Source organism: Flavobacterium daemonense, assembly GCF_007341385.1.
Classification (GTDB): Bacteria; Bacteroidota; Bacteroidia; order Flavobacteriales; family Flavobacteriaceae; genus Flavobacterium; species Flavobacterium daemonense.
On the sequence record NZ_VJYD01000013.1, the window covers coordinates 57,632 to 83,884 of the forward strand.

A 26,253-nucleotide genomic window follows, 5' to 3' on the forward strand; every position below is an offset into this window, starting at 1 on the left:
GCAGAAAAACGAAAAAATTAAAAAAACTTAAATTTAACTTTCTCTTTACATAATTTCTTATTCTAGATTAAGTTGAAATCCATTATATACCGATAAATTTGCTTTGAAAACTAAATCAATATGAAAACTCTCGAATTCTTATTACTTGGAAAAAATGAAGCGATTTTAGCCATTTTGCTTCGATTAGTAAATGCTGATGAAAACTGGAATGCGGTTGCGTTTAATAATGAGACCGAAGCTCAGAAATATTTCGAAAATCATAAAATCGACTTTGTGCTTTTGAGCTCTGGAATTGAAGATCACATTGAAAAAGATTTTACAGCTTTTTGCCTAAAACAACAACCCGATGTTGAAGTAATCGAACATTTTGGAGGCGGAAGCGGTTTATTGAAATCGGAAATTATGCATCGATTGTATTTAAAAGGAAAGCTTTAAATTTGTAATTCAAAGCTCCAAAAATGGAAAAAACGTACTCAGTTGTAATTCATCCTTCCGATAATGTTATTGATGCAATCAAACTAATGAAGGATTATTTAAAAAGTAAAATTGGCTGGTTTAACAGTTGCAATTCCGTTGCGCATATTACAATTTGCGAATTTAAGATTGAAGAATCTCAACTTCCTTTCATCAAAAAAAAGCTTTCTAAAACTGCTGATGCTTTTACACCTTTTCAAGTCTATTTAAATCATTTCAATTCTTATCCAAACAGCGGTGCTTTTTTTATTGGCACAACAGAAGATTCAGAAAATAATCTTGTTCCTATAATGAGAAAAATTCATGAGACTTTGAAATCCCAAAATCTTAAAAAAAGTGACAATCCTCATTTGTCAATTGGAAGAAGATTAACACCCGAAAATACAAAAATAGCTTCTGAACTTTTTACCACAATTGATCTTCAGTTTTTGTGCGACAAGATTGTTTTGCGAGAATTTGATCCCGTTAAAAAACAGTTTTTTGTAATTGATGCTTTTTCTTTTGGAAGTAATCCTGAACCGGAATTCGTTCAAGGAAGTCTTTTTTAACCGGAAAGAGCAGAACTACCAGAAACTTGAAACCTTAAACCTTAAACAAAAAAAACAATTCTATAATTTTCGTATATTTGAATTTTACAATTCACAAATATGAAATCCCTAGATTCATTTTATCAAGATATTACCGAAGGCTCCGCAATTGAACCTACTTCATTATTGCCAAATGACATTCAGAAAGAAATTGGGCATTTTAATGTTTTCGACATCAAGGAACTTCTTGAACGCATGAAAGGAAAACCCGGAATGCCTTATGACCGCAGGGCTTACTACAAAATAAGCTTGATAAGAGGCCATAACCGCGCCGAATATGCTGATAAGATAATCGAAATTGAAAAACAAGGATTGTTATTTGCAACGCCAAAAATTCCGTATAATTATCTGCCTCAAGACACTAATCAAGCTGGGCAATTTTGTGTTTTTACAAGTGAGTTTTTATCCAAAAGCAAAAGCGGCATTGATCTTGACGAACTTCCAATTTTTGCTTCAGAAGGTTATCCCATTTTTCAGCTTTCAGACGAAGAAGTTTCAGAAGTTGAATTGATTTTCAACAAAATACAAAAAGAAATCAATTCGGATTACATCTATAAATATGATTTGATCCGAAATTATGTTGCAGAATTAATTCACTTCGGACAAAAATTACAACCTATAACAGCACTTTATTCCAAACATAATTCGGCTGCGAGAGTTTCCTCTTTATTTGCTGAATTATTAGAAAGACAATTCCCAATTGAGTCGCCAAATCAGCGATTAGAATTACGAACGGCAAAAGATTTTGCTTCGAGATTATCGGTTCATGTCAATCATTTGAACAAAGTTTTAAAGGAAAATACCGGAAAAACGACAACCGAATTAATTAGTTCCCGATTGACAAACGAAGCAAAAATCCTTTTAAAACAAACGGATTGGAATATTTCAGAAATCGCTTATTCTTTAGGTTTTGAAGAACTAGCGCACTTTTCCAATTTCTTTAAAAAGCAAACTTCATTGACGCCTTTGGCTTTTAGAGCTTAATTGTAGATTTTAGATTGCAGATTTTAGATTATTTACAATAGTTACCATAAAGTTTGGTCATTGCGAGGAACGAAGCAATCTCATTTGCTAAATAAAACTAATGACTCATATGAGTTTGGTTGCTTCGTTCCTCACACTGACATAAAATAATTTGATTTGAATTTCGCAAACATCGATTTGATATTTACAATTCCCCAGCTCTACTTCGATCTTACCTTTGTATTAACAATTTAAAAGATCAGAAAAGATGAATTTATCAAACAACAAAATTTTAATAACAGGCGGTGCAAGTGGTATTGGACTTGGGCTTGCCGAAAGATTTATTCAGGAAAACAATACCGTTATTATATGCGGAAGAAGAGAATCGGTTTTAAACGAAGTAAAAGCAAAATTCCCTTCGGTTATTACAAAAGTCTGTGACTTAAGTAATGAAAAAGAACGCATTGCACTTTATGAATGGATTGCCGAAAATCATCCCGATTTGAATGTTTTAATCAACAACGCTGGAATTCAGAAATGGGTTTCAGTTACTGATGCAGATTTTTATGAAAGCATGAAAACAGAAATCAATACTAATATTGAAGCTCCATTGCATTTAACTTCGTTATTTATTCAGTTAAAATCATTGACAACGGTAATGAATGTAACTTCTGGATTGGCATTTTCTCCATTTGCAAAAGTTCCTGTTTATTCAGCTACAAAAGCATTTTTCCGTTCGTTTACGCTTTCACTTCGTCATTTGCTAAAAGCAAAAAATATCGAAGTAATCGAAATTATTCCGCCAGCATTGAATACTGATTTAGGCGGAATTGGCCTGCACGACGCGCATCCAAGCGTGAGCAGTTTTATCGAATCTATTTTTGAGCAATTAAAAAACGGAAGACAGGAACTTACTTTTGGAACCAGCGAAACAAGATTAAACGCAAGTGTTCCTGAATTAAAAGCATCGTTTGAGGCGCTACACGGGAACTAATAATTTAAACACATAGAAACATAGAGATTATAAACGCATAAAAGGCATTTTATTTATTTAAACAAACATTAAGTTTGCTATGTGTGAGAAACTAGTTTCTTTTTGTACTCTTTTTGAAAAGAAAAAATCTATGTTTCTATGTGTTTAAAAACAATTCACATTTCACATTTCACATTTCACATTTCACATTTCACAACTCACAATTAAAAAACATGACAATAAATACAAAAATAGCTCTGGTTACAGGCGGTAGCAGAGGTTTAGGAAAAAATATGGCAATAGCAATTGCAAAAAAAGGAATCGACGTAATTATTACGTATAACAGCAAAAAAGACGAAGCCGATTCAGTAGTAAAAGAAATTGGAAGTTTAGGACAAAAAGCAGCTTCGCTACAACTTAATGTTGCAGAATCTGGAACTTTTGACGCCTTTTTTGAAGAAGTAAAAGCAGTTTTAAAAAGCACTTTCAAAACAGATAAATTTGATTTTTTAATAAATAACGCTGGAATCGGGATTCACAATTCTTTTATTGGAACTACAGAAGCAGAATTTGATCAATTGACAAATATTCAATTCAAAGGTCCGTTTTTCTTGACGCAAAAAGCTTTGAACGTTATGAATGACGGTGGTGGAATTGTAAATATCTCAACAGGTTTAGCACGATTTTCTTTTCCTGGTTATGCGGCTTATGCTTCCATGAAAGGTGCAATTGAAACTTTAACAAAATATCAGGCGAAAGAATTAGGCGCAAGAAAAATTAGAGCAAATGTTGTGGCTCCAGGTGCCATCGAAACAGATTTTGGTGGCGGAGTTGTTCGCGATAATGAGCAATTGAACAAAAATTTAGCAGCAGCAACAGCTTTAGGAAGAGTTGGTTTGCCAGATGATATTGGCGGTGTGGTTGCCTTTTTATGCACCGAAGACGCACGATGGGTAAATGCGCAAAGAATTGAAGCTTCTGGTGGAATGATGCTTTAATGGTTGATGCTTTAATGGTTGATGGTTGATTGTTGATGGTTGATTGTTGATGGTTGATTATTAATTGTTAATTTTTGACGGTTAATTTTTGACGGTTAATTTTTGATGGTTGATTATTAATGGTTAACTAAAATTTAATACAAAAACAAAACCCGACAGTCCTAAAACTGCCGGGTTTGTCTTTTCAAATATATTGAATTAGTAAGCAAACATATTTTAATTTTTCTCGATTATGACATCAAAGTCACCATCTTTATCAAAAACAACATCATAAAATTTTGAGTCTTTAGTCACTCCAACTTCATACGTTGTTTTATTTTTATCATCAACAACAACCGCTATTTCCTTAATCGCTTTTGGTGAATAATTCTTTCTCAAATAATTCTGCGCAGGCCAAGGCAATTTACTTAACGGAATTTGAAGTTCAAATGCTTTCAAAACTCCTAAATTGTCATAAATCGCGACTGCTTTTGTGTTTTTGTCTTTGTTGAATTTCGCTTCATAACGAATTTCATCATCATCGTCTCCCACATATTCTTCCGACCAAACAGCCGTTTTTCCTGGATATTCTTTATCAAAAGCAAATTGCACCTTTTCTGGAGGCGTTATTACTTTCTTCATATTTGTGCCTTCTTGTGCAAAAAGAAAACCTCGGCATAAAAAAAGAAAAATCAGCAAAAGACTTCTCATAATTCTTTGTTTAAAAAATTAATACATCAAAAATATCGTATTAAAATTACTACTTTTAAATGAAGAACAAATTAATTTTTTAGATTTTTTTGTCTCAGCTTACTGTAGCAACATAATTAATAATTGACAATCAACAATTAACAATTACTTCTTAAGTCGATCAGAAAGTTCTCTTTTATAAGTAATTCCAATAGGCAGTTTTTCATGTTTAATGATCACAAAATCTTTTTCGGTTTCTTCAATTTTATCCAATGCTACGATATACGATTTGTGAATTCGTATAAAGTTCCTTTCGGGCAGGCATTTCTCAAATTCAGTTGTTGTTATCGAAGCTAAATACGTTCGTTTTAACGTATGCAGTTTCACATAATTTCCAAAACTCTGAGCATATAAAAGCTGATCCAATTCGATATCAATAAAAAAACCATCAACTTTGACACTAACTGAATTTATTGCAGCTTCTTCTTCCTTGACTTTTACATTTTCTGTCGAAAAAAATCGGTCAACCGCTTTCAAAAATCTTGGAAAATAAATAGGTTTCAACAAATAATCAATTACGCCATAATCATAACTTTCAAGCGCAAATTCAGAATAAGCTGTCGTTAAAATTGTCTTAGGGTGATTTGGAATAATTTTCAATAGTTCCATTCCCGAAATCTCAGGCATATTGATATCCAAAAACATCAAATCGACCTGATTTTCACGCAGATAATCCATTGCTTCAATTCCGTTATAACCTTGAAAAACCAATTCTAATTGCGGATTCTGCTTGATATAATTCGCCAAAACGTAATGCGCCGCTGGCTCATCATCAACAATAATACATTTTTTTGGCTCTTTCATTATACAAACTTTTTCAGCTGCAGTTTCAAATCAATTATATACGTTTTTTTATCGTCTTGAATGTCTAATTTATAGTCTTTTCCATAAATCAAATTCAGTCTCTCAATAGTATTTTTTAAGCCAATTTTAGTTGAAACAACATCGGTTTTTTTCGTCGGAATTGAATTTACAACGTGCAAATGCAACAAACCATTTTCAACCGTAATAAAGATTCTCACAAAACATTTTTCGATAGCACAAGTTCCGTGTTTAAAAGCATTTTCTATAAAAGCGATTAAAAGCATTGGCGACACTTTATAGGCGTTTTCATTGTCGATTTTACAATCATAAGTAATATCACAACGATAGCCAACACGTTCTTTTTCGAGCTGTACATAACTGTTTATAAACTCCAATTCATCTTCTAAAGTTACGCATTGTTTGTTATTGCTTTCAAGCTGATAACGCATTAATTGCGAAACTTTCATAATCAAATCAGGAGTTCGGTCAGGAAATTCCAGGCTAATTCCGTAAAGCGTATTAAAAGTATTGAATAAAAAATGCGGATTCAATTGTCCTTTTAGCGAATTCAACTGCATTTGGTTGAATAGCAACGTTTCATCAGTATGTTTTCTGTGGATTCTGTAAAATTTAAAAACAATAATTGGGCTTAAAATACAAACCAAAGTTCCTAAAACACTCGCTAATTGATAAATATAACTTCTTTGATGCGAGTTTTGATACAAACGGCAATTGCTGAACATATCAAGCATTGTAATCTCATAAAGAATGACGGAAAACACAAAAACACCAAAAAGAGTCAGAAAAATATAGGTTATAGGACGTTGTGTTTTGAATAATATTGGAAGAAGAAAAAAGCGATTAAACTGCGCATGCATGTACAAAATGCAGTAGAAAAAAATTCCCATTAATATGGAAGTGGCGGAGCTGAAAAGCATCCAGTCATTTTTTAACGTATAAATTGTAAATGAAAAAAGGACAACAGCAATTTCCTGCCACCACTTGTTATCCAATATATTATCAAACTTTTTATTCATTTTTAAAACTTAAATAGTTCACAAAGTACGGACAAATATTTAATTATTTTTTCCAAAAAATGACAAATTCAATTGGTCATTTATCAGTGCAGTACATCACTTAACAACCGCTTTATCTGCATAAGAGAAATAAATTTGCGCTTTAATTTCACACTTTGAGTTTTATGTATTTCAAAAAAATTACTTTATTATTTTTCTTGATTTTAGCCTCAAATGGTTATTCACAAACCTTGTCTTTAAAAGAAGCAATAAAAACGGGTCTTGAAAACTATGGTTCGATCAAAGCAAAAAACAATTACGCCAGTGCCTCAAAAGAGACATTAAAACAATCTCGACGTGATTATCTTCCTAATCTTAATTTATCTGCTCAACAAGATTATGGAACTATTAATGGACAAAACGGTGCATTATATGGATTTAATGGTTTAGGAACTGCTTCTTCTGGACCTGTATTACCAAACCAAAACTGGAATTCTGCTTTTGGCGCTTTATATTTAGTGAACATGAACTGGGACTTTTTCACTTTCGGAAAAACTCAGGAAAAAATCAATTTAGCAAAAGTTGATGTTCAGGCAAAAGAAAAAGATTTAGAGCAGGAAATGTTCCAACAGAAAATTAAAATTTCAGCCGCTTATTTGAATTTATTGGCGAGCCAAAGGTTACTGATTTCACAGCAAAAGAATTTAAGCCGTGCAGAAGTTTTCAAAAAGACAGCTGTTGCCCGAGTTAAAAACGGATTATTGGCTGGAGTAGATTCGACCTTGGCAACAGCTGAAGTTTCAAAAGCAAAAATCGCGCTGAATCTTGCTCGAAATTTCGTTAAGGAACAAAACAACAAACTGGTTGATTTAATGGGTGTTGCACCTCAAGATTTTATTGCTGATACTTTATTCGTAAATCAAATTCCGAAAGAAGTTTTAAGATCAACAGCTTCGACTGACAGTCTGCATCCGCTTTTGCAATTTTATAAAACTAAGATTGAGTATAGCAATCAACAAGTTAAATTATACAAACGCTTTTATTACCCGACGATGAGCGCTTTTGGTGTTTTACAAACCAGAGCTTCGGGTTTTGAAACGGGTTATGCGCTAGATCAATCCAATTTCAGCAGAAATTATTGGGATGGCGTAAATCCAGATCGTTCAAATTACTTGGTTGGAGTTGGAATTACGTGGAATTTGACAACGCCTTTTAGAGCCAACAAACAAGTAACATCTCAAAAATTTGTTTCGCAAGGTCTGCAAGAAGAATATAATCAAGCGAGCAGAGAATTACAGTCACAGCTGGCTTTCGCCGAAGATAAAATAAAAATCACTTTGGAAAATTATGCCGAAGCACCAATTCAAGTCAATGCCGCACAACGCGCTTATATTCAAAAATCGACTTTATACAAAAACGGCTTAACCGATTTGACCGATTTGACACAAACGATGTTTACGTTGAACCGCGCCGAAATCGACCGTGATATTGTCAACAACAATGTATGGCAGTCGTTCTTGCTGAAAGTAGCCGCAACAGGTGATTTTGACTTATTTATAAATGAATTTTAATTATAGAGCCTAATGAATTTAATACGTTTTGCACTCCGCAAACCCATCTCCATATTAGTATTGGTTGCGGGTCTATTTTTCTTCGGAATTGGTGCCATCAAAGACATTAAGGTAGATATTCTGCCAAAAATGAATTTGCCGGTTATCTATATTGCACACCCATTTGGAGGTTATACGCCAGACCAAATGGAAGCTTATTTTGCCAAAAACTACGTGAACGTTTTACCTTTCTCGAATGGTATAAAATCAGTAGAGACCAAAAATATTCAGGGGTTGATGATTATGAAATTAACCTATTACGAAGGTACGAATATGGCTCAGGCTGCTGCCGAGTTGAGTGCGCTTTCAAACAGAATCCAAGCGGCTTTTCCACCGGGAACACAGCCTCCGTTTATCATTCGTTTTGATGCTTCTTCTTTGCCAATTGGACAATTGGTTTTGAGCAGTAAAATACGTTCAAACAACGAATTGCAGGATTTAGCCAACGTTTACGTTCGTGCTTCGTTTACTTCGATTCCGGGATTATTATCGCCAGCTCCTTTTGGCGGAAGCCCAAGAACAATTGAGGTTAACGTAGATCCAGATTTATTGCGTTCGCACAATATGACGCCAGACCAAATTGTTGAAGCTATCAGAATCAACAACCAAACTGCGCCATCTGGAAACGTGAGAATGGGCGATAAAAACTATATTACGCCAACAAATAATACCATTAAGGAAATCAAGGATTTTGAAAACATTCCGTTATTTAAAGGAAGCGTTCAAAACTTGAAATTAGGCGATGTCGCTGTTGTAAAAGATGGTGCCGATATTACACAAGGTTATGCATTGGTAAACGGAAAACGTTCGGTTTACATCAGTATTGCAAAAGCCGGAGATGCTTCGACTTGGGATGTGGTTCAGAAATTAAAAGCCGAATTGCCAAAAATTCAGAGCACATTGCCTGAAGACGTTAAATTATCATACGAATTTGACCAGTCTGTTTATGTAATCAACTCGGTTAAAAGTTTGATTACAGAGGGAATTATTGGTGCGGTTTTAACGGGATTAATGGTTTTATTATTCCTTGGTGACCGTCGTGCGGCTTTGATCGTAATTATGACAATTCCAATTTCTATTATTTCTGGAGTTTTATTCCTGAAATTATTCGGGCAAACGATCAACTTGATGTCATTATCAGGATTGGCTTTGGCAATTGGTATTTTGGTGGATGAAAGTACGGTGACGATTGAAAATATTCACCAGCATCTCGACATGGGGAAACCAAAAGCGCTCGCTATTTGGGACGCCTGTCAAGAAATTGCCTTGCCTAAATTATTGATCTTGCTTTGTATTTTGGCGGTATTTGCTCCGGCATTTACAATGGTCGGAATTCCGGGAGCGTTGTTTTTGCCATTGGCTTTGGCAATTGGTTTTTCAATGGTAATTTCATTCTTATTATCTCAGACATTTGTTCCTGTAATGGCAAACTGGTTAATGAAAGGACATGCAAAACACGAACATGGTCCAGAAATTACAGATGATGAAGCAGAATTTAGAGACTGCGGATTAACACCAGAATCTGAAAAAGATTTGATTACGCAGAAAAGAGTAATGGTCGAAAGATTAGATACTGATCAAAACGGAAAAATAAGTCCGTTTGAGCGATTCAAAATTCGCTTTATGAAATTGCTGGATCGTTTGTTCGTTCATAAAAAAATCACAACTATTACGTATTTGATTTCTGCAACGGCTTTAGCTGTTTTATTGATCACATTTATTGGAAAAGATGTTTTCCCGAGAACCAATTCTAGTCAGTTTCAATTGAGATTGCGAGCAATTGACGGAACACGTTTGGAAAGAACAGAAGAACAAGCCGTAATTGTTTTGAAAGAATTGAAAAAAATGGTTGGCGAAGAACATATCGGAATTACCTCTGTATATGTGGGACAACACCCGTCATTGTTCTCAATCAACCCAATTTATTTGTTCATGGCAGGTTCTCATGAAGCTGTTTTTCAGGTAAGTTTGAAAGATTATCACGAGGATATGGATGAGTTCAAAGACGAGTTTAGAAGCCGACTTAAAAAACTGCTTCCGAATACAAAAGTTTCTTTTGAACCAATTGAATTGACCGATAAAGTTTTGAGCCAAGGATCTCCTACTCCAATCGAAGTTCGAATTGCAGGAAAAGACAAAAAACGAAATGAATTATACGCGAATCAGATTGTAGAAAAACTAAAAGCGATTTCGTATTTCAGAGACGTTCAAATTGGACAGCCAATTCATTATCCAGCAATGAATATTGATATTGACAGAACGCGCGCCGCCGAATTAGGCGTTGACATGAATGATATTTCGAGATCTCTTGTAGCTTCGACTTCATCATCAAGATATACAGAGAAAAATACTTGGGTTGATGAAAGAGCCGGATTATCATACAACGTTCAGGTGCAAGTGCCTTTGAACAAAATGAAAAGCAAGACTGATATTGGCGAAATTCCATTATTAAAAAATTCGCTTCGTCCTGTTTTAAGCGACGTTGCAAAAATTACACCTGGCTTTGTAAGCGGTGAAAACGACAATTTAGGGGCAATGCCATACATTACTGTTACAGCAAACATCAATCAGACCGATTTGGGGACGGCTTCAAAAGACGTTGCTACAACAATCAATTCGTTGGGTGAATTACCTAGGGGGTTATTCATAACACCAATTGGATTAAGTAAAGTATTGGAGGAAACATTAAGCAGTTTGCAAGTAGGATTATTGGTTGCCATTTTTGTAATCTTCTTAATGTTGGCCGCTAATTTCCAGTCGTTCAAAGTTTCGTTGGTGATTTTAACAACCGTTCCGGCGGTAGTTTTAGGAGCCTTAATAATGCTGACTTTAACTGGTTCAACATTAAATTTACAATCGTACATGGGAATCATCATGTCGGTTGGGGTTTCGATTGCGAATGCCGTTTTATTGGTTACCAATGCCGAGCAATTACGAAAACGAAATGGAAATGCATTAGAATCGGCGCGTGAAGCAGCGGCGTTGCGTCTTCGTCCAATTATCATGACATCAGTTGCGATGATTATGGGAATGTTGCCAATGGCAATTGGTCACGGCGAAGGAGGCGATCAAGTTTCTCCGTTAGGAAGAGCGGTTATCGGCGGATTATTATTTTCTACTTTTGCCGTATTATTAATCCTTCCGCAGATATTTGCGTGGGCACAAGAAAAAACAACAACACAATCTGTTTCTTTAGATCCTGAAGACGAAGAAAGTATCCATTATATCTCATCTTTAAGTAAGTCGAAAGTTGCAAAGTCATAACTCGTTGAGTGTAATTATTTTTTTAACACATAGAAACATAGATTTTAGTTTTAAATAAAAAAAGGTAAAAGAAAAAACTAGTTTTCACACATAGTCCCGAAGCCTCGGGATGTATTTTAAAAAGTGAAACGCCTTTTATGCACAAAGAAAAGCTATGTATCTATGTGTTAAAATAATCACTCTCAAAGAATTAAAAACATATTCATTATATAAAACCAAAAAATGAACACTAAAATTATAAAATATAGCGCGCTGTTTTTTGCAGCATTATTTTTCCTGAACAGCTGTAATTCTAAAAAAGAAGAAGTTGTTACAGCAGAAATCGAACCTAAAACAGAAACCTTTCTTTTAGAAAAAGAAAAACTGACTACCGAATTGCGTTTACCAGCCGAATTAACTGGTTTTCAACAAGTAGATTTATATGCAAAAGTGAGCAGTTTCGTAAAAGATCTAAAAGTTGATATTGGTTCAAAAGTAAAAAAAGGACAACTTTTGATTGTTTTAGAAGCGCCTGAAATCAGTTCGCAATTGGCTGCAGCCGAATCGAGATTAAAATCGATGGAAGCGATTTATGCAACCAGCAAAAGTACCTACAACCGTTTGTATGAAACCAGCAAGGTGGAAGGAACGATTTCTAAAAATGATTTAGAAATGGCAAACGGAAAAAAGAATTCTGATTACGCACAATATCAAGCCGCAATTGCAGCACACAAAGAAATCTCGATTATGAGAGGTTATCTTGAAATCCGTGCTCCTTTTGACGGTGTTGTAGCGGCTAGAAATGTGAATTTAGGAACATTTGTTGGTCCGTCAGGAAAAGGTTCTGATTTGCCTTTATTAACGATTCAGGAGCAAAGCAAATTGCGTTTAGCCGTTTCGGTTCCAGAATTGTACACAGGATATTTGCACCAAGGCGACGAAATGAGTTTCAACGTAAAATCATTGCCGGAAACTTTTAAAGCAACAATTACCAGAATGTCAGGCGCATTGGATTTAAAACTTCGTTCTGAAAGAGTCGAAATGGACGTTCACAATACAAAAGGCGATTTATTGCCAGGAATGGTTGCCGAAGTTTTATTGCCGCTTAACGCGAAAGACAGCACTTTTGTAGTTCCGAAATCGGCTGTGGTAAGCTCTGCAGAAGGAATTTATGTGGTAAAAGTGGTGAACCACAAAGCGACAAGAGTTGACATTAAAAAAGGAAGAGAAATCGACGATAAAATTGAAATTTTCGGTGATTTGTCTCCAAACGATAAACTGGTAAAAATTGCCAGTGAAGAAACTAAGGAAGGCGACACAATAAACGAATAACCTGCGTTTAGTCTTCTTCTTAGTAGATTACCCAAAAACTGTACGCATTTACGAATGCGGCATTTTAAAATTTGATTTGGTTTTAAAATGCAAAATTAAATTTATTTTGAAAAGGGAGCGGTGCTATTTTTAGTGCCGCTTCTTTTTTTCGTTTGGAAACCGAAATAACAATTGACATTAAAGAAGGAATAGAAATCGACGATAAAATTGAAATTTTCGGTGATTTGTCTCCAAAAGATAAACTGGTAAAAATTGCCAGCGAAGAAACTAAGGAAGGCGACACAATAAACGAATAACCTCGTTTAGTCTTCTTTTTAGTAGATTACCCAAAAACTGTACGCATTCTTAGGAATGCAAATTTAAAAATTTGTATTTAGGACAGTTCCTCTTTTTTGAAGAGGGATTGTCCTTTTTTTTTGTAATTTAAAAAGAATATATTTGAATGAATTATTACTGAAACAAAGCATAAATTGATTAAATAATTTTGAAAAGAGATTTTACACAAAAGACTATAAGCACTCTTAGAAAAAGAGCTGGGGAAATGTGTACTATATGTAAAAGACTAACATCTATTCCTCATACTGATCCTGAAAAATCAATTAGTCTTGGAGAAGCTGCACATATAAAAGGAAAAAATAATTCTCCAAATAAAAGATTTGATAATTTACTCAGTGATGAAGAAGTAGCAAATATTTCAAACTCAATTTGGTTATGTAGAGAATGTCATAAAAAAATTGACACCGATGAATTACATTTCACTGTTCAATATTTGAAAGATGCAAAAAAGCAACATGAAAGTGATTTGACTTCAGGCAAACTAAATTATACAAAGTTCATAGAATATCAAAAACTAGAATTTGAAGTTCATTATCTTAGACAAGAATTGGACAATAAGGCTAATTTCAAATTAATTGAAAAATTAGAAAAGGAAAAACAACAATTTAAAGAAAAAATTGATGATATAGAAAAAATGCTATTAAATAGCGCCAATTCTCTAGAAAAAGCTAAAAAATGTTTTTTTGAATTAAATGATCTTGAAGCCACATTAAATTTAATAAATGAAGACACTCTAATAAAAGAGGAAATAACTATTGCTCAAAAAAGATTATTAACTGCTCAAGTGAAAGAAGCTCAAGGCAAAAATAATGAAGCAGAGATAAATTATCAAAAATCAATTGACATCTATCCCTATTTAGAAAATTTGTTCTATTATGGTAAATTTCTTTACAATAATGTACAATATACTAATGCTGTAAAATTGTTTAAACGTATCGTTGGACCTGGAAACGACAACTCTGTAAAAAAAACGGATCTAAATTATGAATCGATTCATATACTTAATAGAACCTGTTTATTTCTAGCATATATTTTTCAAACACTTAATGATGATTCGAGCGCCACTCAATATATCAACAATGCTTTATCTTTTCAAAAATATTTGATCGATAAAAACCCAAAAGAAATTGACTTTCATATTAATACATTAAGTGTCCAAGGAATTTTATTAAATAAAAAAGGTCAATATAGAGAGGCTTTAAGATTTCACAAAAAAGCCTTAGAATTAACTGAAATTATTTTTGACAAAAACTCACATGAAGTAGCTTCATGTTTAGCAAATTTAGGCATAACTTATTTCGATTTAAATGAGAAAGAGGATGCAAAAAAATATTTAATGCAGGCATTAAATATCCTTGAAGGAATACAATATAAAGTTGAAAGGAATAAAAGTTCATTAGCACAATTATACTTGTGGCTTTTCCGTCTAACTAATGATGAGATATACTGTAATAAATCATACAATCTCTATCTAGAATTATCAGAATACAATCCAAAAAAATATCTTCGAGATAAAATTATCTCACAAATCGATGTTGCAGCAATAACTATTAATTTAAAAGAAAAAGAAAATTTGTATGAAAATATATTATCTCAAGAAAATGATTTAGTAAGTATTGATAAAAATCTTTATGAACCATTATTAGCAAATATATATAGAATATTTTCCATAGATTTAATTAATCATAATAAATTAGAAAAAGCATTATTAATGATTAATAAATCTATTCAACTTTTCACAATAAATGCAAAAAGAAATCCAAATAATTCTCAAGATTTTATCATAGCAATTAATTTACAAATTGATCTTTTACTTCAAGACAAAAAAAATAATAAGGTTGAATTAGAAAACAGTATATATCTTTTTAGAGACTTAATGCATAATAATACCTCAAATTCAAAAATCTTTTCAGAAGTATTTGAAAACCGATTAAATTATTTACTGTCAGAAATAAATTAAAATATATGGTTACGGAAAACCATAATACCTAATCAATAGAACATACTACATTTCCAAAAATTTTAAATATTAAATATTATGGGAACAACAGTTGCAAACGTCTTAATATCTTATGATATTGACAAATTACATTCATCAGTTAAGGATGCATTAGAAAAACTAGGTTATTTGGATCGCTTTAAAAATCCTAATGACCCAAAAACTTATTTACTACCAAATACAACAATGTGGCATCCAAAAAAATCTTCAAATCAAGCTATGGATGACCTAAAAACTGTTTGTAGAAATTTGCAAGTTAAACTTGAAAAAGCTGTTACAGTAAATGCCTCTGAATTTGTTGGGCTTTAATTAAAATTAAAAAAACCTCGACCTTAAAAAATCGAGGTTTTTCCATTTTATAAACCTTACTCCTCACTCAATAAGGATTCAAAATCCCCCTGCTGGCGCGAGCGTCTCGCTCGTGCACGCATTCCGCATAAAAGGCACGAGCGAGACGCTCGCGCCAGCAATACGATGTAATAAATAATTCAAAACTGAAATAAAAAAGCATTATTTTTGAGAAAACAGAATCACAAATGATTGATATAAAAACATTTGACCAAGCAGAAGATTTACAAAATCCGAGACGTGTATTAAAATACATGCTGCTATTTTGTACATCGGGTAAAATGACGCTTTCTGTGGATGAAAATGAGTATATCATTACCAAAAATTCAGTCATAACCATCACTTCTGGTCAAATTCATTATATCAAAAACTGCAACGAAGCAACCGGATTTGTTCTTGAATTTACTTATGATTTCTTCTGCAAAAATGATAACGACATCGAACTGATTTTTCATAATAGTTTGTTCTGCCATTTTGCAATGAATGAAGTCATTCAAGTTGATGACGATAAACTGGTTATTGATTCGCTAGAACTTATTCAGCAAGAAATTGCCGAAAAACCTTATCAATACCTCATCTCTATTCATTCCAGAATCCAATTGATTTTAATAGAAATCAATCGGTCTAAAATAAAACTCGGAGAAGAAATTTATAAACCTGATGCTTTGTTTCTTCATTTTCTGGAAGCGATTCGCGGGAATTTTGACAAAAATCTTTCGGTTACGGAAATTGCCAATTTAATTGGAACTACCGAAGCTAAACTGAATGAACTCTCCAAACTACATTGCAATAAAACCGCTCAAAATATCATCTTCGGACTGATTATTTCTGAGGCAAAACGTTTGTTTACTTACGAGAAATTATCGGTTAAAGAAACGGCTTATGCTTTGGGTTTTAATGATCCGTTTTATTTTTCGAACTTCTTCAAAAAGCACACGAATATTTCTCCAAAATCTTATAAGGAAAAAGTAACCGAATTATAGTTTGAAACTTGTTACGCGTTTTTTTTTTAACACATAGAAACATAGATTTTATATGTGTTTAAAAGGGTGCAAAAGAGAAACTAGTTTCTCAACACATAGCTGACTATGTTTGTTTAAATAAGTGAAACGCCTTTTTTAAGGACTGTAATCCTATGTTTCTATGTGTTTAAATAAATCGCATGGAATGTTCTATTACATGCTTTTTCCAAGATTCTCTATTCTTTAACGAGAACAACCGCCCGATCTTTGTATCTGATTAATAACTAATAAAATAGTCTATGAAAAGATATCAGGATTTTGCCGTTTTGCTTTTACGAATCGCAATGGCAATTGGATTTTTATCAGCCGTTTTGAGTCGGTTGGGTTTGTTGGGGAAACAATCTTCTGGTTGGGAAAATTTTCTGGCTTACGCCGAAGAAGTCAATTCTTTTTTGCCTAAAAGCTTTATTCCGTTAATTGCAATTTTCAGCACTTTTTTGGAAGCATCATTTGCTGTTTTATTATTGATTGGCTTTCAGACTAGAAAAATGGCTGTTGGCGCTTCAATACTTACTTTTCTTTTTGCGCTGGCAATGACGTATTCTTTCGGAATTAAAGAACCTCTTGATTATTCGGTATTTGTATTTTCTATGGGCTCTTTTCTTTTAGCCACCGCCGACAACTATCGATGGAGTTTGGACGAATATCTTTTAAAAAATTAATAAATCCTTTTGAACCTGAAAAAATAATCAAACACATAAACATAGGTTTTAAATGAACTTAAAAGAATGCAAAAGAGAAACTAGTTACTCAACGCATAGTCCCGAAGCCTCGGGATGTATTAATGCAAGTGAAGCGCCTTTATAAGTTTACAATCCCGAAGCTTCGGGACTATGTTTCTATGTGTTGAAAATGATTATACAACAGTTTAACTAATTAAATGAAATAAATTATGGAAACTAAAATCACAAAAAGCACTGAATTAGAATGGAAATCGCTTCAAGAAGAAGGCATAAAAACAGACGGAATTTATGCTAAAGTACTTCGCTTCGACAAAACCACGAACCGCCCTCCTACTTTTCTTTTAAAGTTTGAACCTGGCGCGTCATATCCCAATCATGTGCATCCGGCTGGCGAAGAAATCTACGTTCTTGAAGGCGAAGTACGCTCTGGAAAAGATGAACTAAAAGCTGGCGACTATTTGTATATGCCTCCGGGAAGTACACATTCTGTGTTCTCTAAAACGGGTTGTACACTTTTGTTTATGGTTCCGGAAGAAGTTCAGATTTTGAAGTAATAATTTTAGGAAGTTTCTAAGCCTTTGAAATGTTTGTTTTGAAGGCTTTTTTTATGAGTCTTTTCTAGTCCCTTTACAATTTTTGAAATAAAATTAATTTGTATTATGTGTAAGAAATTTTAAATATATTTGAAAAAATATAGTTGCGTATTTTAACATCCAAACTCAAAACACTCTAAGCCAATTCATCAAAATCAAACAAAAACTATTAATTGATTAAACAACAAAAAATTACCAAAAAATAAAAAAAACCTGAATGAAATATAAAATTACTCTACTTCTTTTTTTAGCTTTTTTTACATTTACAAATGCTCAAACTATAGATGCAACTTTAGTCGAATTAAATTTTCGTGAAGATAGCGACCCTCAAAAATTAACGCCTTTCAAATCTGGATTCTTTTTTACTGCAACAGATGGTTACTATAAAAAGTTTGGCCGGGAATTATGGTACTCAAATGGTACTACAAAAGGTACAGCAATGGTTAAAGACATTAGAGCCGGACAAACTTCTTCGAACCCAAGTTCTTTAACTGTTGTCGAAAATCTCCTTTACTTTACAGCTTATGATGAGCATGGTACCGAATTATGGAAAAGTGATGGAACTGAAGCTGGGACATCATTAGTTAAAGATATAAAGCCAAACAATACTGATGAATATAACGGACCGACAGAATTAATTGGCTGGAAAGGAAAATTATATTTTAATGCGAGTAATGAGCTCAATGGCTCTGAACTCTGGACAAGTGACGGAACTGAAGCTGGAACTTATATGGTAAAAGATATAAATCCAAAAGGAAATGGCAGTCCTAGTAATTTATTCATTTTTAACAATGCTTTGTATTTTATAGCCGATGACGGAGTAAATGGTTTTGAACTTTGGAAAAGTGATGGTACAGAATCAGGAACTAAAATGGTTAAAAATATTAGTCCAAATAGCTCAGGACTTACTTTTGGAAATCAATTTTTGATCATGAATAACAACTTTTATTTTTTCGCAAATAATACGTTTAATAATTATGAGCTATGGAAAAGTGATGGTACAGAATCTGGAACTCAAATGGTTAAAGATATTAATCCAAATACTAATTCCATCACCACAATCTTAAAAGGAGTTTCCCTTGACAATTTGATAATTTTTGAAGTTAATGATGGCATTAATGGTTCTGAAATATGGAAAAGTGATGGTACAGAATCTGGAACAATGATGGTCAAAAACATTAATAACACAGCGACAAGTAGTATAAGTTATGATAATAAATTCGCAGTGTTTAATAATGAAGCTTACTTTATAGCAAATGACAATGTAAATGGAGCTGAAATATGGAAAACTAATGGAACTGCAAGTGGTACAATTTTATTAAAAGACATTAGTGAAGGACCATCATCAATATGGATAGAAAAATTTCATGTGGATAAAGTAAACAACAAACTTTTATTTTATTCCAATGGTACTAATTCCCCAGAAAGGAAACTTTGGGCAAGTGACGGTACAGCAGCTGGTACATTCAAATTATCAGATGTTCAAGCAAGTAATATCTCAGGATTAGAACAAAGTTTTGTTTCTGTTAATAATAAGACATACTTCACAGGACAAACTGAAAAAGAAGGAAATGAACTATGGAGTACAGATGGTACAATATCTGGAACTTCTTTTTTCGCTGATCTAAATTATTCAAACAGTAGTAATGCTTCTAAATTTACTAATGTAAACGGAAATCTTTTTTTTAGTGCAAACGAGAAAGAATCCGGAAATCAATTGTTTAAAAGCGATGGTACTGTTCTGGGTACAAAAATGATTAAAGATATAAATCCAGGCTATAACGGCATGGACAACTTGTCTGAAATGAAAGCAATAAATGGTACCTTATTTTTTAGTGGAATTGACGCTACTCATGGATATGAATTATGGAAAAGCGACGGAACTGAAAATGGAACTATTATGGTTAAAGATATCAACCCAGGCAACAAAAGCAGTTTGCAAAATTATAATGACAAACAATCTTTTACTGTCATAAATAATATTCTTTATTTTTCTGCTGACAATGGTTTAAATGGTTTTGAATTATGGCGAAGTGACGGAACTGAATCAGGAACCTACATGATAAAAGATATAGCTACTGATAGAAGTAGTTATCCGAAAAGTTTTACCGTCTTGAACAATACAATTTACTTTATTGCTATTGATCAAACCGGAACTGCATTATGGACAACTGATGGTACCCAATCTGGAACAATTAAAATAAAAAATTTGAACGATATGAGGGTTCTGCAAACCGTGAACAACAAATTATTTATTGTTGCAGAAACATCTGGAACAACTTATGGACCACATGATGTATGGGTTTCAGATGGAACGGCGTCTGGAACAAGTCATATCAAAAGTTTTGGAGATAATATCGACAGTGATATCCAAATAACGGCTTCACTTAAAAACGAAATATATTTTGTTGCCAGAAGTCCCGAAAGTTACAATAAGGCAGTTTACAAAACTGACGGAACAATTGGAGGTACTGTTTTATTGTTTGATGGAGCGACACATCCAATATCAAATCTTGATATAAATACAATTTTAACATGTGGTGAATATGTATATTTTGTGATTGAGGATTATTTAAGGATTCCAAGAGAGTTGTGGAGAACTAATGGAAAAATAACAGAGCAAGTCGCTAACACAGAATCTGCTGTTTTCACCTACATCAGAGGCTTGACATGTTTTAATAAAAATTTATTATATTTTCTTGAAACGTTCCCTCATAAAGTGTCGATGATCAATGATCAATTAGCTCAACCAGTAGAGTTAAATTTAAATCTTCCAAATGGCCAAAAATTTGCTGACAATGAAGGCATTGAAGAATTCGGAGCAACGGATAATACTTTATATTTCAGAGCACGAACTGATATTAGTGGAAATGAACTTTACATTGCAAAAATAAATAGCCCAAACTTGAGTACTATTGATCATAACAATGCCAAAAATAATGACCTTAAACGTGTAAGTGTTTATCCTAATCCAGCTAATAAAATAATAAATATTAGATCTTTTGATAATTCTGAAATTGTTAAGTTCGAGATATGGGATGTAAATGGAAAAAAAATTCAGGAACAATTTAATGATGACTTAAAAGGCGAAATTAAATATGATGTAAGCTGGTTGCATACAGGAATCTATTTTGTAAAAGTAAAACTTTCGGACGGAAAAGTTAACAATCTAAAAGTTATCATTAATCACTAATAATTACAATTAATTACATTTTTATAGCACTCCGTAAAATCTCCTGATTTGCGGAGTTTTTTTTAGTATAAATACACAATGCTTAAAATGAACTTATATCACTTATATGGTGAAATAAAACTTATTTAGCTGGTGTTATAAGAATATTGCGATATTCCACAGGTCGGGGTTCGCTTTCATTACTATCAATCGCTCCGCCCGTAATTCCTAGAATATTCTGATTGCTGATTATGGCTATAAATAATAAACTCAACATCAAAATCTGATGATATAAATTCAAGAATGGTTTTGTTTTGGTTTTGTGGTTCATATCGTTTTTTTGAAATAAAAGAAATTTAATTTTCAAAAAAACAATTTTGGAGTTAAATCTGTAAGATTGAGATATTCCTTCGGAATTTTGTTTTTCATTGAAATGAAAAAATCTTTCTTTTTAATTGTTTATCTAATGGCTGTGATATTTTACTTCAAATCCTTTTTAATTACCAAATATTTCAAATCGGTATTTCCGGCGTTTTTGATTCCGTGTTCAGCATTTGGCGGACAATAAAAACTAGTGTTTGCCCCAGCTGTAACTGTTTTTCCGTCAAGAAAGAATTCGGCTGTTCCTTCTAAGATGTAAAAGAATTCTTCTTCAGGATGATGATGTGGCGCATGTGTCGATTTTCCAGGTTCTACAATACTCATTTTTAGCGTGTTTTCCTGAGTGAAGTTTTTGTCGGCAAACCAATATTGATAACCAACTTTTGTTTTGGTGGCTTTGTTTAAATCAAAATGATTGACACAATTTTCAATTGTGTATTTTGGCGCTTCAGTTTCTTTTTTGGCTTCCTGAGAAAATGCTAAGTGCTGGAAAAATAAGACCACAATTGTAGTTTTTATGAGGATTGTTGGTTTCATTATTTTTTTTTTTTACTCTTTCGTTTAAACTGGACTAAAGTCCAGCCCTACAAAATAGCCCGAGCCTTTGGCTCTTTTTAGGGCGAAATAAAATTCCGAAGGAATGATTTATATTGTAGAGCTGGACTTCAGTCCAGTTTAATAACGGGAATTATTATACAGTTTATTTTTAATGATTCTAATGCAAATTCATATTAGCTTTTAAAAATCCTTCAATAAAGGATATATTTTTTTAAACTTGTTGAAAGCCACTTCATATACACTTTTATGTTTCGTATTAGGGAAATAAGTTTTTCCCGTTTTGTTATCATTTGTGATCTTCTCTCCTATTGATTTTAAACCAATAAGAACAGCGCCCCAAGAAGATCCTTCGATAGTTTGCGAGGTTTCAACCTGCATCTGAAAAATATCAGCGACTATTTGAAGCCATAACTCGCTTTTACCAAATCCGCCACTGGCCATGACTTTTGTTTCTTTTCTATCTTCGGGATCCGGAATTAAAATTTCTGTGATTTGGAACAATCCAAATAAAATTCCTTCTAAAGTGGCTCGGACCAAATGCGCTTGTGTGTGCGTAATCTGCATTCCTAAAAGAGTTCCTTGCGCCGAGGCATCCCAAATTGGCGCTCGTTCTCCCAATAAATAAGGCACAAAAAGCAGTCCATCAGAACCGGCAGGAATTTTTGCAGCGTCATCAATAAGAACTTCTAAAGATTTCTCTGTATTCAGCAACGTTTCTCTCAACCATTGTAAAACTATTGCCCCATTATTGACAGCACCTAAAGTAAGATATTGATTGTCCATCAAATGATAACATTGCGTGCGCATTTGGTCGTCAAGATATGGTTTGTCAATTGGCAGTCGAACAGCTCCGCTTGTGCCGATCGTTAAAGCAATACAATTTTTGTTCATTGCGCCTGTTCCGAGATTGGCCAACGCACCATCGCCACCGCCTATTACGTAAAGGAAATCATCTGAAATTCCTTTGCATTGGTGTGTGACTTCGCAAACTTTAGATAGTTGATGCAATTTTATGTTCAAGAAATCCAAAACTTCCGCATCCCAATCTAAAGTATGAATGTTCAACAATCCGGTTCCAGACGCCATAGAGGTGTCTGTATAATATTCGTTGGTCAAATGATGCCAAACATATTCTTTAATACTGATGAATTTATAAATTTTGGAAAATAGTTCAGGGTCAAATTCTTTAAGCCAAGCAATTTTTGTGAACGGAGAAAAAGGATGAATTGGTATTCCGGTTTTTTGATAAAAATGCTTTCCTTGATCTGAATTTTTAAGTTTTTCGGCAATTTCTGCTGCTCTATTATCTGCCCATAAAATAGCATCTGTCAGCGGTTTTCCATTTTCATCAATGGCAATAACACTTTGCATCGCCGAACTAAAACTGATAAACTGAGGCCGAATTCCGTTTGTAATCTCACTAATACATTCCTTTACGGTTTGTAAAATTTCGTGCGGTTTTTGAACACTCCATTCCGGTTTGGGATGATACATTTCGTACGACTTAGCAATTTGTCGAAGCACATTTCCCTGTTTATCAAAACAAACGGCTTTTGTAGCTGTAGTTCCTATGTCAATGCCGATATACAATGTTTCCATGTTATTTATTTGATCCATAAATTTAAAAGTAATACACCAATTAACCCCATTACTCCAATAATTGTTTCCATAACCGTCCAAGTTTTAAAAGTGTCTGAGACGCTGATGCCAAAATATTCCTTAAACATCCAAAAACCAGTATCGTTTACATGCGAGCACATTAAACTTCCAGCGCCAATAGACAAAACCATCAATTCCGGACTCACACCAGATGCAATAACTAAAGGCTGTACAATTCCGGCTGCGGTTAATCCGGCAACGGTCGCAGATCCTAAAGCAATGCGGATAATAGTTGCAATAAGCCAGCCTAAAAATAAAGGCGAAAGAGACGATTGTTCGAAAAACGTACTTAAATCTGTTCCAATTCCGCTGTCAATTAATACTTGTTTAAAAGCACCGCCGGCAGCAATTATTAAAATTATCATCGTAGCCGCACTTAAAGCACTACCCGATTTATCCATGATATCCTGCATTTTTCTTCCGCGCAAAATGCCTAAGGTAAATACAGCAAAAAGTATTGCAATTAACATTGATGTCAACGGATTTCCAATAAAAAGCAATACGGCACGTAACGCACTTTCTTTAGGCAATAGTAATTCGCTGAAGGTTGCTGTTGCCATTAAAAAAACTGGAACTAATGCCGTTACAATGCTAATGGCAAAAGAAGGTATTTCTGATTCAGTGAAAGTTTTACTGTCGAATAATCCTTTTGGTGGAAAAGCATTTATTTTTTTTATAAATTCAGGAAAAATGATTCCCGCCATTAAAAGCGACGGAAGTGCAACTATAAGTCCGTAAAGAAGTGTTTTGCCTATATTGGCTTTAAAAATAACCGCAATTGCTGTTGGTCCCGGATGTGGAGGCAAAAAACCATGCGTAATAGAAAGCGCCGATGCCATGGCAATTCCTAAATAAATGATAGGCTGTTTTGTGCTTTTGGCCACTGCAAAAACCATTGGGATCAAAATTATAAAACCTGCATTGTAGAACATCGAAATTCCGACAGAGAATCCAGTAATGACCATTGCCCACTTAATATGCTTAATTCCAAAGGAACTAATCATGACCGAACTGATTCGCTGTGCAGCGCCACTATCAGAAAGCAAATTTCCTAAAATAACACCAAAAGCAATTATTAAAATTAAAGAGCCTAACGTACTTCCTATTCCTTCCTGCATCGAATTGATTAAATCTGGAAACGGCATTTGCTTGAAAATCCCGACAAAGAAAGCGGCAACAATTAAGGAAATAAAAGCATTGAGTTTTACTATGGAAATTAGAATCAATAATAACAGAATCCCTGCAATTAGAATCAGTAGCGACATAATTTATTGATTAAGTGGTTTTGAATTTGTCTTGTAAAAATATTACTTTCTGCACGTAAAAAGGTGGCATTTACAATTTAATATGTTAAATAAATTCATTTAAAATTGCTTAGAAAAATTATGAAAAAGATACCTTCTTACCTAGCCCCGATAGAAGCGGTATCTCCCGATTTAGAAAAGCAAGGCTTTTTAGCCGTAGTTTTTCTAAATCGGGAATATAGCGGATAGCGGGGACTAAACGTTCTTTTGAAAACGGATTTTCTGCTCCTGAAAAGAATCTTACCCCAATTTTGCAGTATATCAGAAATAAGAACTACTTTTAAAACCTCTTCAAAAGCAACTTTTTTTATTATGAATCTATGCCAATTTAAAACAAAATCACTTCTACTATTTGTTATCACTTTAGCTCTTTCAAATTTTATATCCGCTCAGACATCAAACGAAAAAAACTATAGCTTAATAGCAAAAGGTGCAGTTCTCACAAAACTATCGGATCAACTCAGTTTTACCGAAGGTCCTGCTGTAGATAAGAAAGGAAATATTTATTTTACGGATCAGCCGAATAATCGAATTATGAAATGGTCAGTTAATGGCGAGCTTTCTGTTTTTATGGAAAATGCAGGAAGATCTAACGGTTTGTATTTTGATCGTGCGGGCAATCTTTTGGCTTGCGCCGATGAAAAAAATGAGCTTTGGAAAATAGACCAGAACAAAAATCATACGGTACTACTAAACAATTTTGAAGGAAAAAGGCTGAATGGCCCTAATGATCTTTGGGTTGACCCAAAAGGCGGTATCTATTTTACAGATCCTTTTTATCAAAGAGATTATTGGAAACATACTACCAAAGAAATTGAAAAAGAATGTGTTTACTATTTGTCGCCGGATAAATCTAAAATTATCAACGTTGCGAATGATCTTGTAAAACCTAATGGCATTATTGGAACTTCGGACGGAAAAACCTTATTCGTTGCGGACATAGGAGCAAATAAAACCTACTCGTATGCAATTGAAAGCAATGGTTCTTTGGGCAAAAAAATGCTGTTTACCGAATCAGGTTCAGATGGAATGACTAGAGACGAGCTTGGAAATATTTACTTATGCGGAAATGGAGTTACTATATTCAATCCGCAAGGAGAAAAAATAGCCCATATTGATGTTCCTGAGCCATGGACAGCTAATGTTTGTTTTGGAGGGAAAAAATTTAAAACATTATTTATTACTGCCAGTAAAAGTGTTTATACAATAGAAATGAACGTTCGTGGAATGAAATAATCAATAAATCATCGATTTTATTATCGATTTTTCACAATCTTGTCATTTCGGAACGAGACCCGAGCGATAGCGAATAGGCGAAGCAAATCTTCGCAAGAAACTCCACAATCTAAATCGATAATCTTTGTCGAGCTACTTGCGAAGATTTCTCGTTCCTCGAAATGACAAACTTTGTGGTAAACTTTGACAAAGTTCTAATGAAAAAATTTATGTTCTCTCCTAGCCCCGATCGA

The 26,253-nt window shown here is 33.7% G+C and carries 23 protein-coding genes; 16 read left to right on the forward strand and 7 right to left on the reverse strand.

The window, feature by feature from the left end; translation table 11 throughout:
- Nucleotides 1–120: 120 nt before the first annotated feature.
- From FND99_RS15920 to FND99_RS15940, 5 genes are all read left to right on the forward strand, one after another.
- A complete protein-coding gene (locus tag FND99_RS15920) occupies nt 121–435 on the forward strand; it encodes a hypothetical protein (protein WP_144338931.1) in 315 nt (104 codons plus the stop codon).
- A 23-nt stretch (nt 436–458) separates the two neighbouring features.
- A complete protein-coding gene (locus FND99_RS15925) occupies nt 459–1,022 on the forward strand; it encodes a 2'-5' RNA ligase family protein (protein WP_144338932.1) in 564 nt (187 codons plus the stop codon).
- Between the two features lie 99 nt (nt 1,023–1,121).
- Nucleotides 1,122–2,045 (forward strand): helix-turn-helix domain-containing protein, encoded by a 924-nt coding sequence (locus FND99_RS15930; protein ID WP_144338933.1) that lies wholly within the window; start codon nt 1,122–1,124, stop codon nt 2,043–2,045.
- 247 nt (nt 2,046–2,292) lie between these two features.
- Nucleotides 2,293–3,018 (forward strand): SDR family oxidoreductase, encoded by a 726-nt coding sequence (locus FND99_RS15935; RefSeq protein WP_144338934.1) that lies wholly within the window; start codon nt 2,293–2,295, stop codon nt 3,016–3,018.
- Between the two features lie 212 nt (nt 3,019–3,230).
- Entirely contained in the window at nt 3,231–3,995 is a 765-nt protein-coding gene (locus FND99_RS15940) for an SDR family oxidoreductase (RefSeq protein ID WP_144338935.1), read from the forward strand.
- Between the two features lie 216 nt (nt 3,996–4,211).
- On the opposite strand, the gene FND99_RS15945 is transcribed toward FND99_RS15940, so the two are convergent.
- From FND99_RS15945 to FND99_RS15955, 3 genes are all read right to left on the reverse strand, one after another.
- Nucleotides 4,212–4,616 (reverse strand): hypothetical protein, encoded by a 405-nt coding sequence (locus FND99_RS15945; RefSeq protein WP_246074231.1) that lies wholly within the window; start codon nt 4,614–4,616, stop codon nt 4,212–4,214.
- A gap of 213 nt (nt 4,617–4,829) precedes the next feature.
- Nucleotides 4,830–5,528, reverse strand: a complete 699-nt coding sequence (locus tag FND99_RS15950) for a LytR/AlgR family response regulator transcription factor (protein WP_144338937.1) — start codon at nt 5,526–5,528, stop codon at nt 4,830–4,832.
- Nucleotides 5,528–6,565 (reverse strand): sensor histidine kinase, encoded by a 1,038-nt coding sequence (locus tag FND99_RS15955; RefSeq protein ID WP_144338938.1) that lies wholly within the window; start codon nt 6,563–6,565, stop codon nt 5,528–5,530. The genes FND99_RS15950 and FND99_RS15955 overlap by 1 nt, the downstream gene beginning before the upstream one ends.
- Before the next feature lie 164 nt (nt 6,566–6,729).
- Between FND99_RS15955 and FND99_RS15960 the strand changes: the two genes are divergently transcribed.
- From FND99_RS15960 to FND99_RS16005, 10 genes are all read left to right on the forward strand, one after another.
- Entirely contained in the window at nt 6,730–8,115 is a 1,386-nt protein-coding gene (locus tag FND99_RS15960) for a TolC family protein (RefSeq protein WP_144338939.1), read from the forward strand.
- A gap of 12 nt (nt 8,116–8,127) precedes the next feature.
- The gene (locus tag FND99_RS15965; RefSeq protein WP_144338940.1) at nt 8,128–11,418 is read left to right on the forward strand and encodes an efflux RND transporter permease subunit; all 3,291 of its coding nucleotides are present in this window, start codon (nt 8,128–8,130) and stop codon (nt 11,416–11,418) included.
- 222 nt (nt 11,419–11,640) lie between these two features.
- Complete coding sequence (locus FND99_RS15970) at nt 11,641–12,729, forward strand: efflux RND transporter periplasmic adaptor subunit (RefSeq protein ID WP_144338941.1); 1,089 nt, start codon at nt 11,641–11,643, stop codon at nt 12,727–12,729.
- A gap of 152 nt (nt 12,730–12,881) precedes the next feature.
- Nucleotides 12,882–13,025, forward strand: coding sequence for a hypothetical protein (locus FND99_RS15975; RefSeq protein WP_246074232.1), 144 nt, complete (start codon nt 12,882–12,884; stop codon nt 13,023–13,025).
- 188 nt (nt 13,026–13,213) lie between these two features.
- Nucleotides 13,214–15,025, forward strand: coding sequence for a tetratricopeptide repeat protein (locus FND99_RS15980; protein WP_144338942.1), 1,812 nt, complete (start codon nt 13,214–13,216; stop codon nt 15,023–15,025).
- A 78-nt stretch (nt 15,026–15,103) separates the two neighbouring features.
- Nucleotides 15,104–15,373 (forward strand): hypothetical protein, encoded by a 270-nt coding sequence (locus FND99_RS15985; RefSeq protein WP_144338943.1) that lies wholly within the window; start codon nt 15,104–15,106, stop codon nt 15,371–15,373.
- 227 nt (nt 15,374–15,600) lie between these two features.
- The gene (locus FND99_RS15990; RefSeq protein ID WP_144338944.1) at nt 15,601–16,395 is read left to right on the forward strand and encodes a helix-turn-helix domain-containing protein; all 795 of its coding nucleotides are present in this window, start codon (nt 15,601–15,603) and stop codon (nt 16,393–16,395) included.
- A gap of 278 nt (nt 16,396–16,673) precedes the next feature.
- Nucleotides 16,674–17,096 (forward strand): DoxX family protein, encoded by a 423-nt coding sequence (locus tag FND99_RS15995; RefSeq protein WP_144338945.1) that lies wholly within the window; start codon nt 16,674–16,676, stop codon nt 17,094–17,096.
- A gap of 230 nt (nt 17,097–17,326) precedes the next feature.
- Nucleotides 17,327–17,671: a dimethylsulfonioproprionate lyase family protein gene (locus FND99_RS16000; protein ID WP_144338946.1), complete on the forward strand. Its 345-nt coding sequence runs from the start codon at nt 17,327–17,329 to the stop codon at nt 17,669–17,671.
- A 256-nt stretch (nt 17,672–17,927) separates the two neighbouring features.
- The gene (locus tag FND99_RS16005; protein WP_144338947.1) at nt 17,928–20,903 is read left to right on the forward strand and encodes an ELWxxDGT repeat protein; all 2,976 of its coding nucleotides are present in this window, start codon (nt 17,928–17,930) and stop codon (nt 20,901–20,903) included.
- Nucleotides 20,904–21,024: 121 nt separating this feature from the next.
- Here FND99_RS16005 and FND99_RS20260 read toward each other — a convergent pair whose 3' ends face one another.
- From FND99_RS20260 to FND99_RS16025, 4 genes are all read right to left on the reverse strand, one after another.
- Complete coding sequence (locus tag FND99_RS20260; protein ID WP_211356638.1) at nt 21,025–21,213, reverse strand: hypothetical protein; 189 nt, start codon at nt 21,211–21,213, stop codon at nt 21,025–21,027.
- Between the two features lie 149 nt (nt 21,214–21,362).
- Nucleotides 21,363–21,800 carry a cupin domain-containing protein gene (locus FND99_RS16015; RefSeq protein WP_144338948.1) on the reverse strand — a complete coding sequence of 146 codons (438 nt, stop codon included), beginning with the start codon at nt 21,798–21,800 and terminating at the stop codon, nt 21,363–21,365.
- A 201-nt stretch (nt 21,801–22,001) separates the two neighbouring features.
- Nucleotides 22,002–23,438: a gluconokinase gene (locus FND99_RS16020; RefSeq protein WP_144338949.1), complete on the reverse strand. Its 1,437-nt coding sequence runs from the start codon at nt 23,436–23,438 to the stop codon at nt 22,002–22,004.
- Nucleotides 23,426–24,745 (reverse strand): gluconate:H+ symporter, encoded by a 1,320-nt coding sequence (locus FND99_RS16025; RefSeq protein WP_144338950.1) that lies wholly within the window; start codon nt 24,743–24,745, stop codon nt 23,426–23,428. Before FND99_RS16025 ends, FND99_RS16020 begins: the two co-directional genes overlap by 13 nt.
- A 351-nt stretch (nt 24,746–25,096) precedes the next feature.
- Between FND99_RS16025 and FND99_RS16030 the strand changes: the two genes are divergently transcribed.
- Nucleotides 25,097–26,020 carry an SMP-30/gluconolactonase/LRE family protein gene (locus tag FND99_RS16030; protein WP_144338951.1) on the forward strand — a complete coding sequence of 308 codons (924 nt, stop codon included), beginning with the start codon at nt 25,097–25,099 and terminating at the stop codon, nt 26,018–26,020.
- Nucleotides 26,021–26,253: the final 233 nt, after the last annotated feature.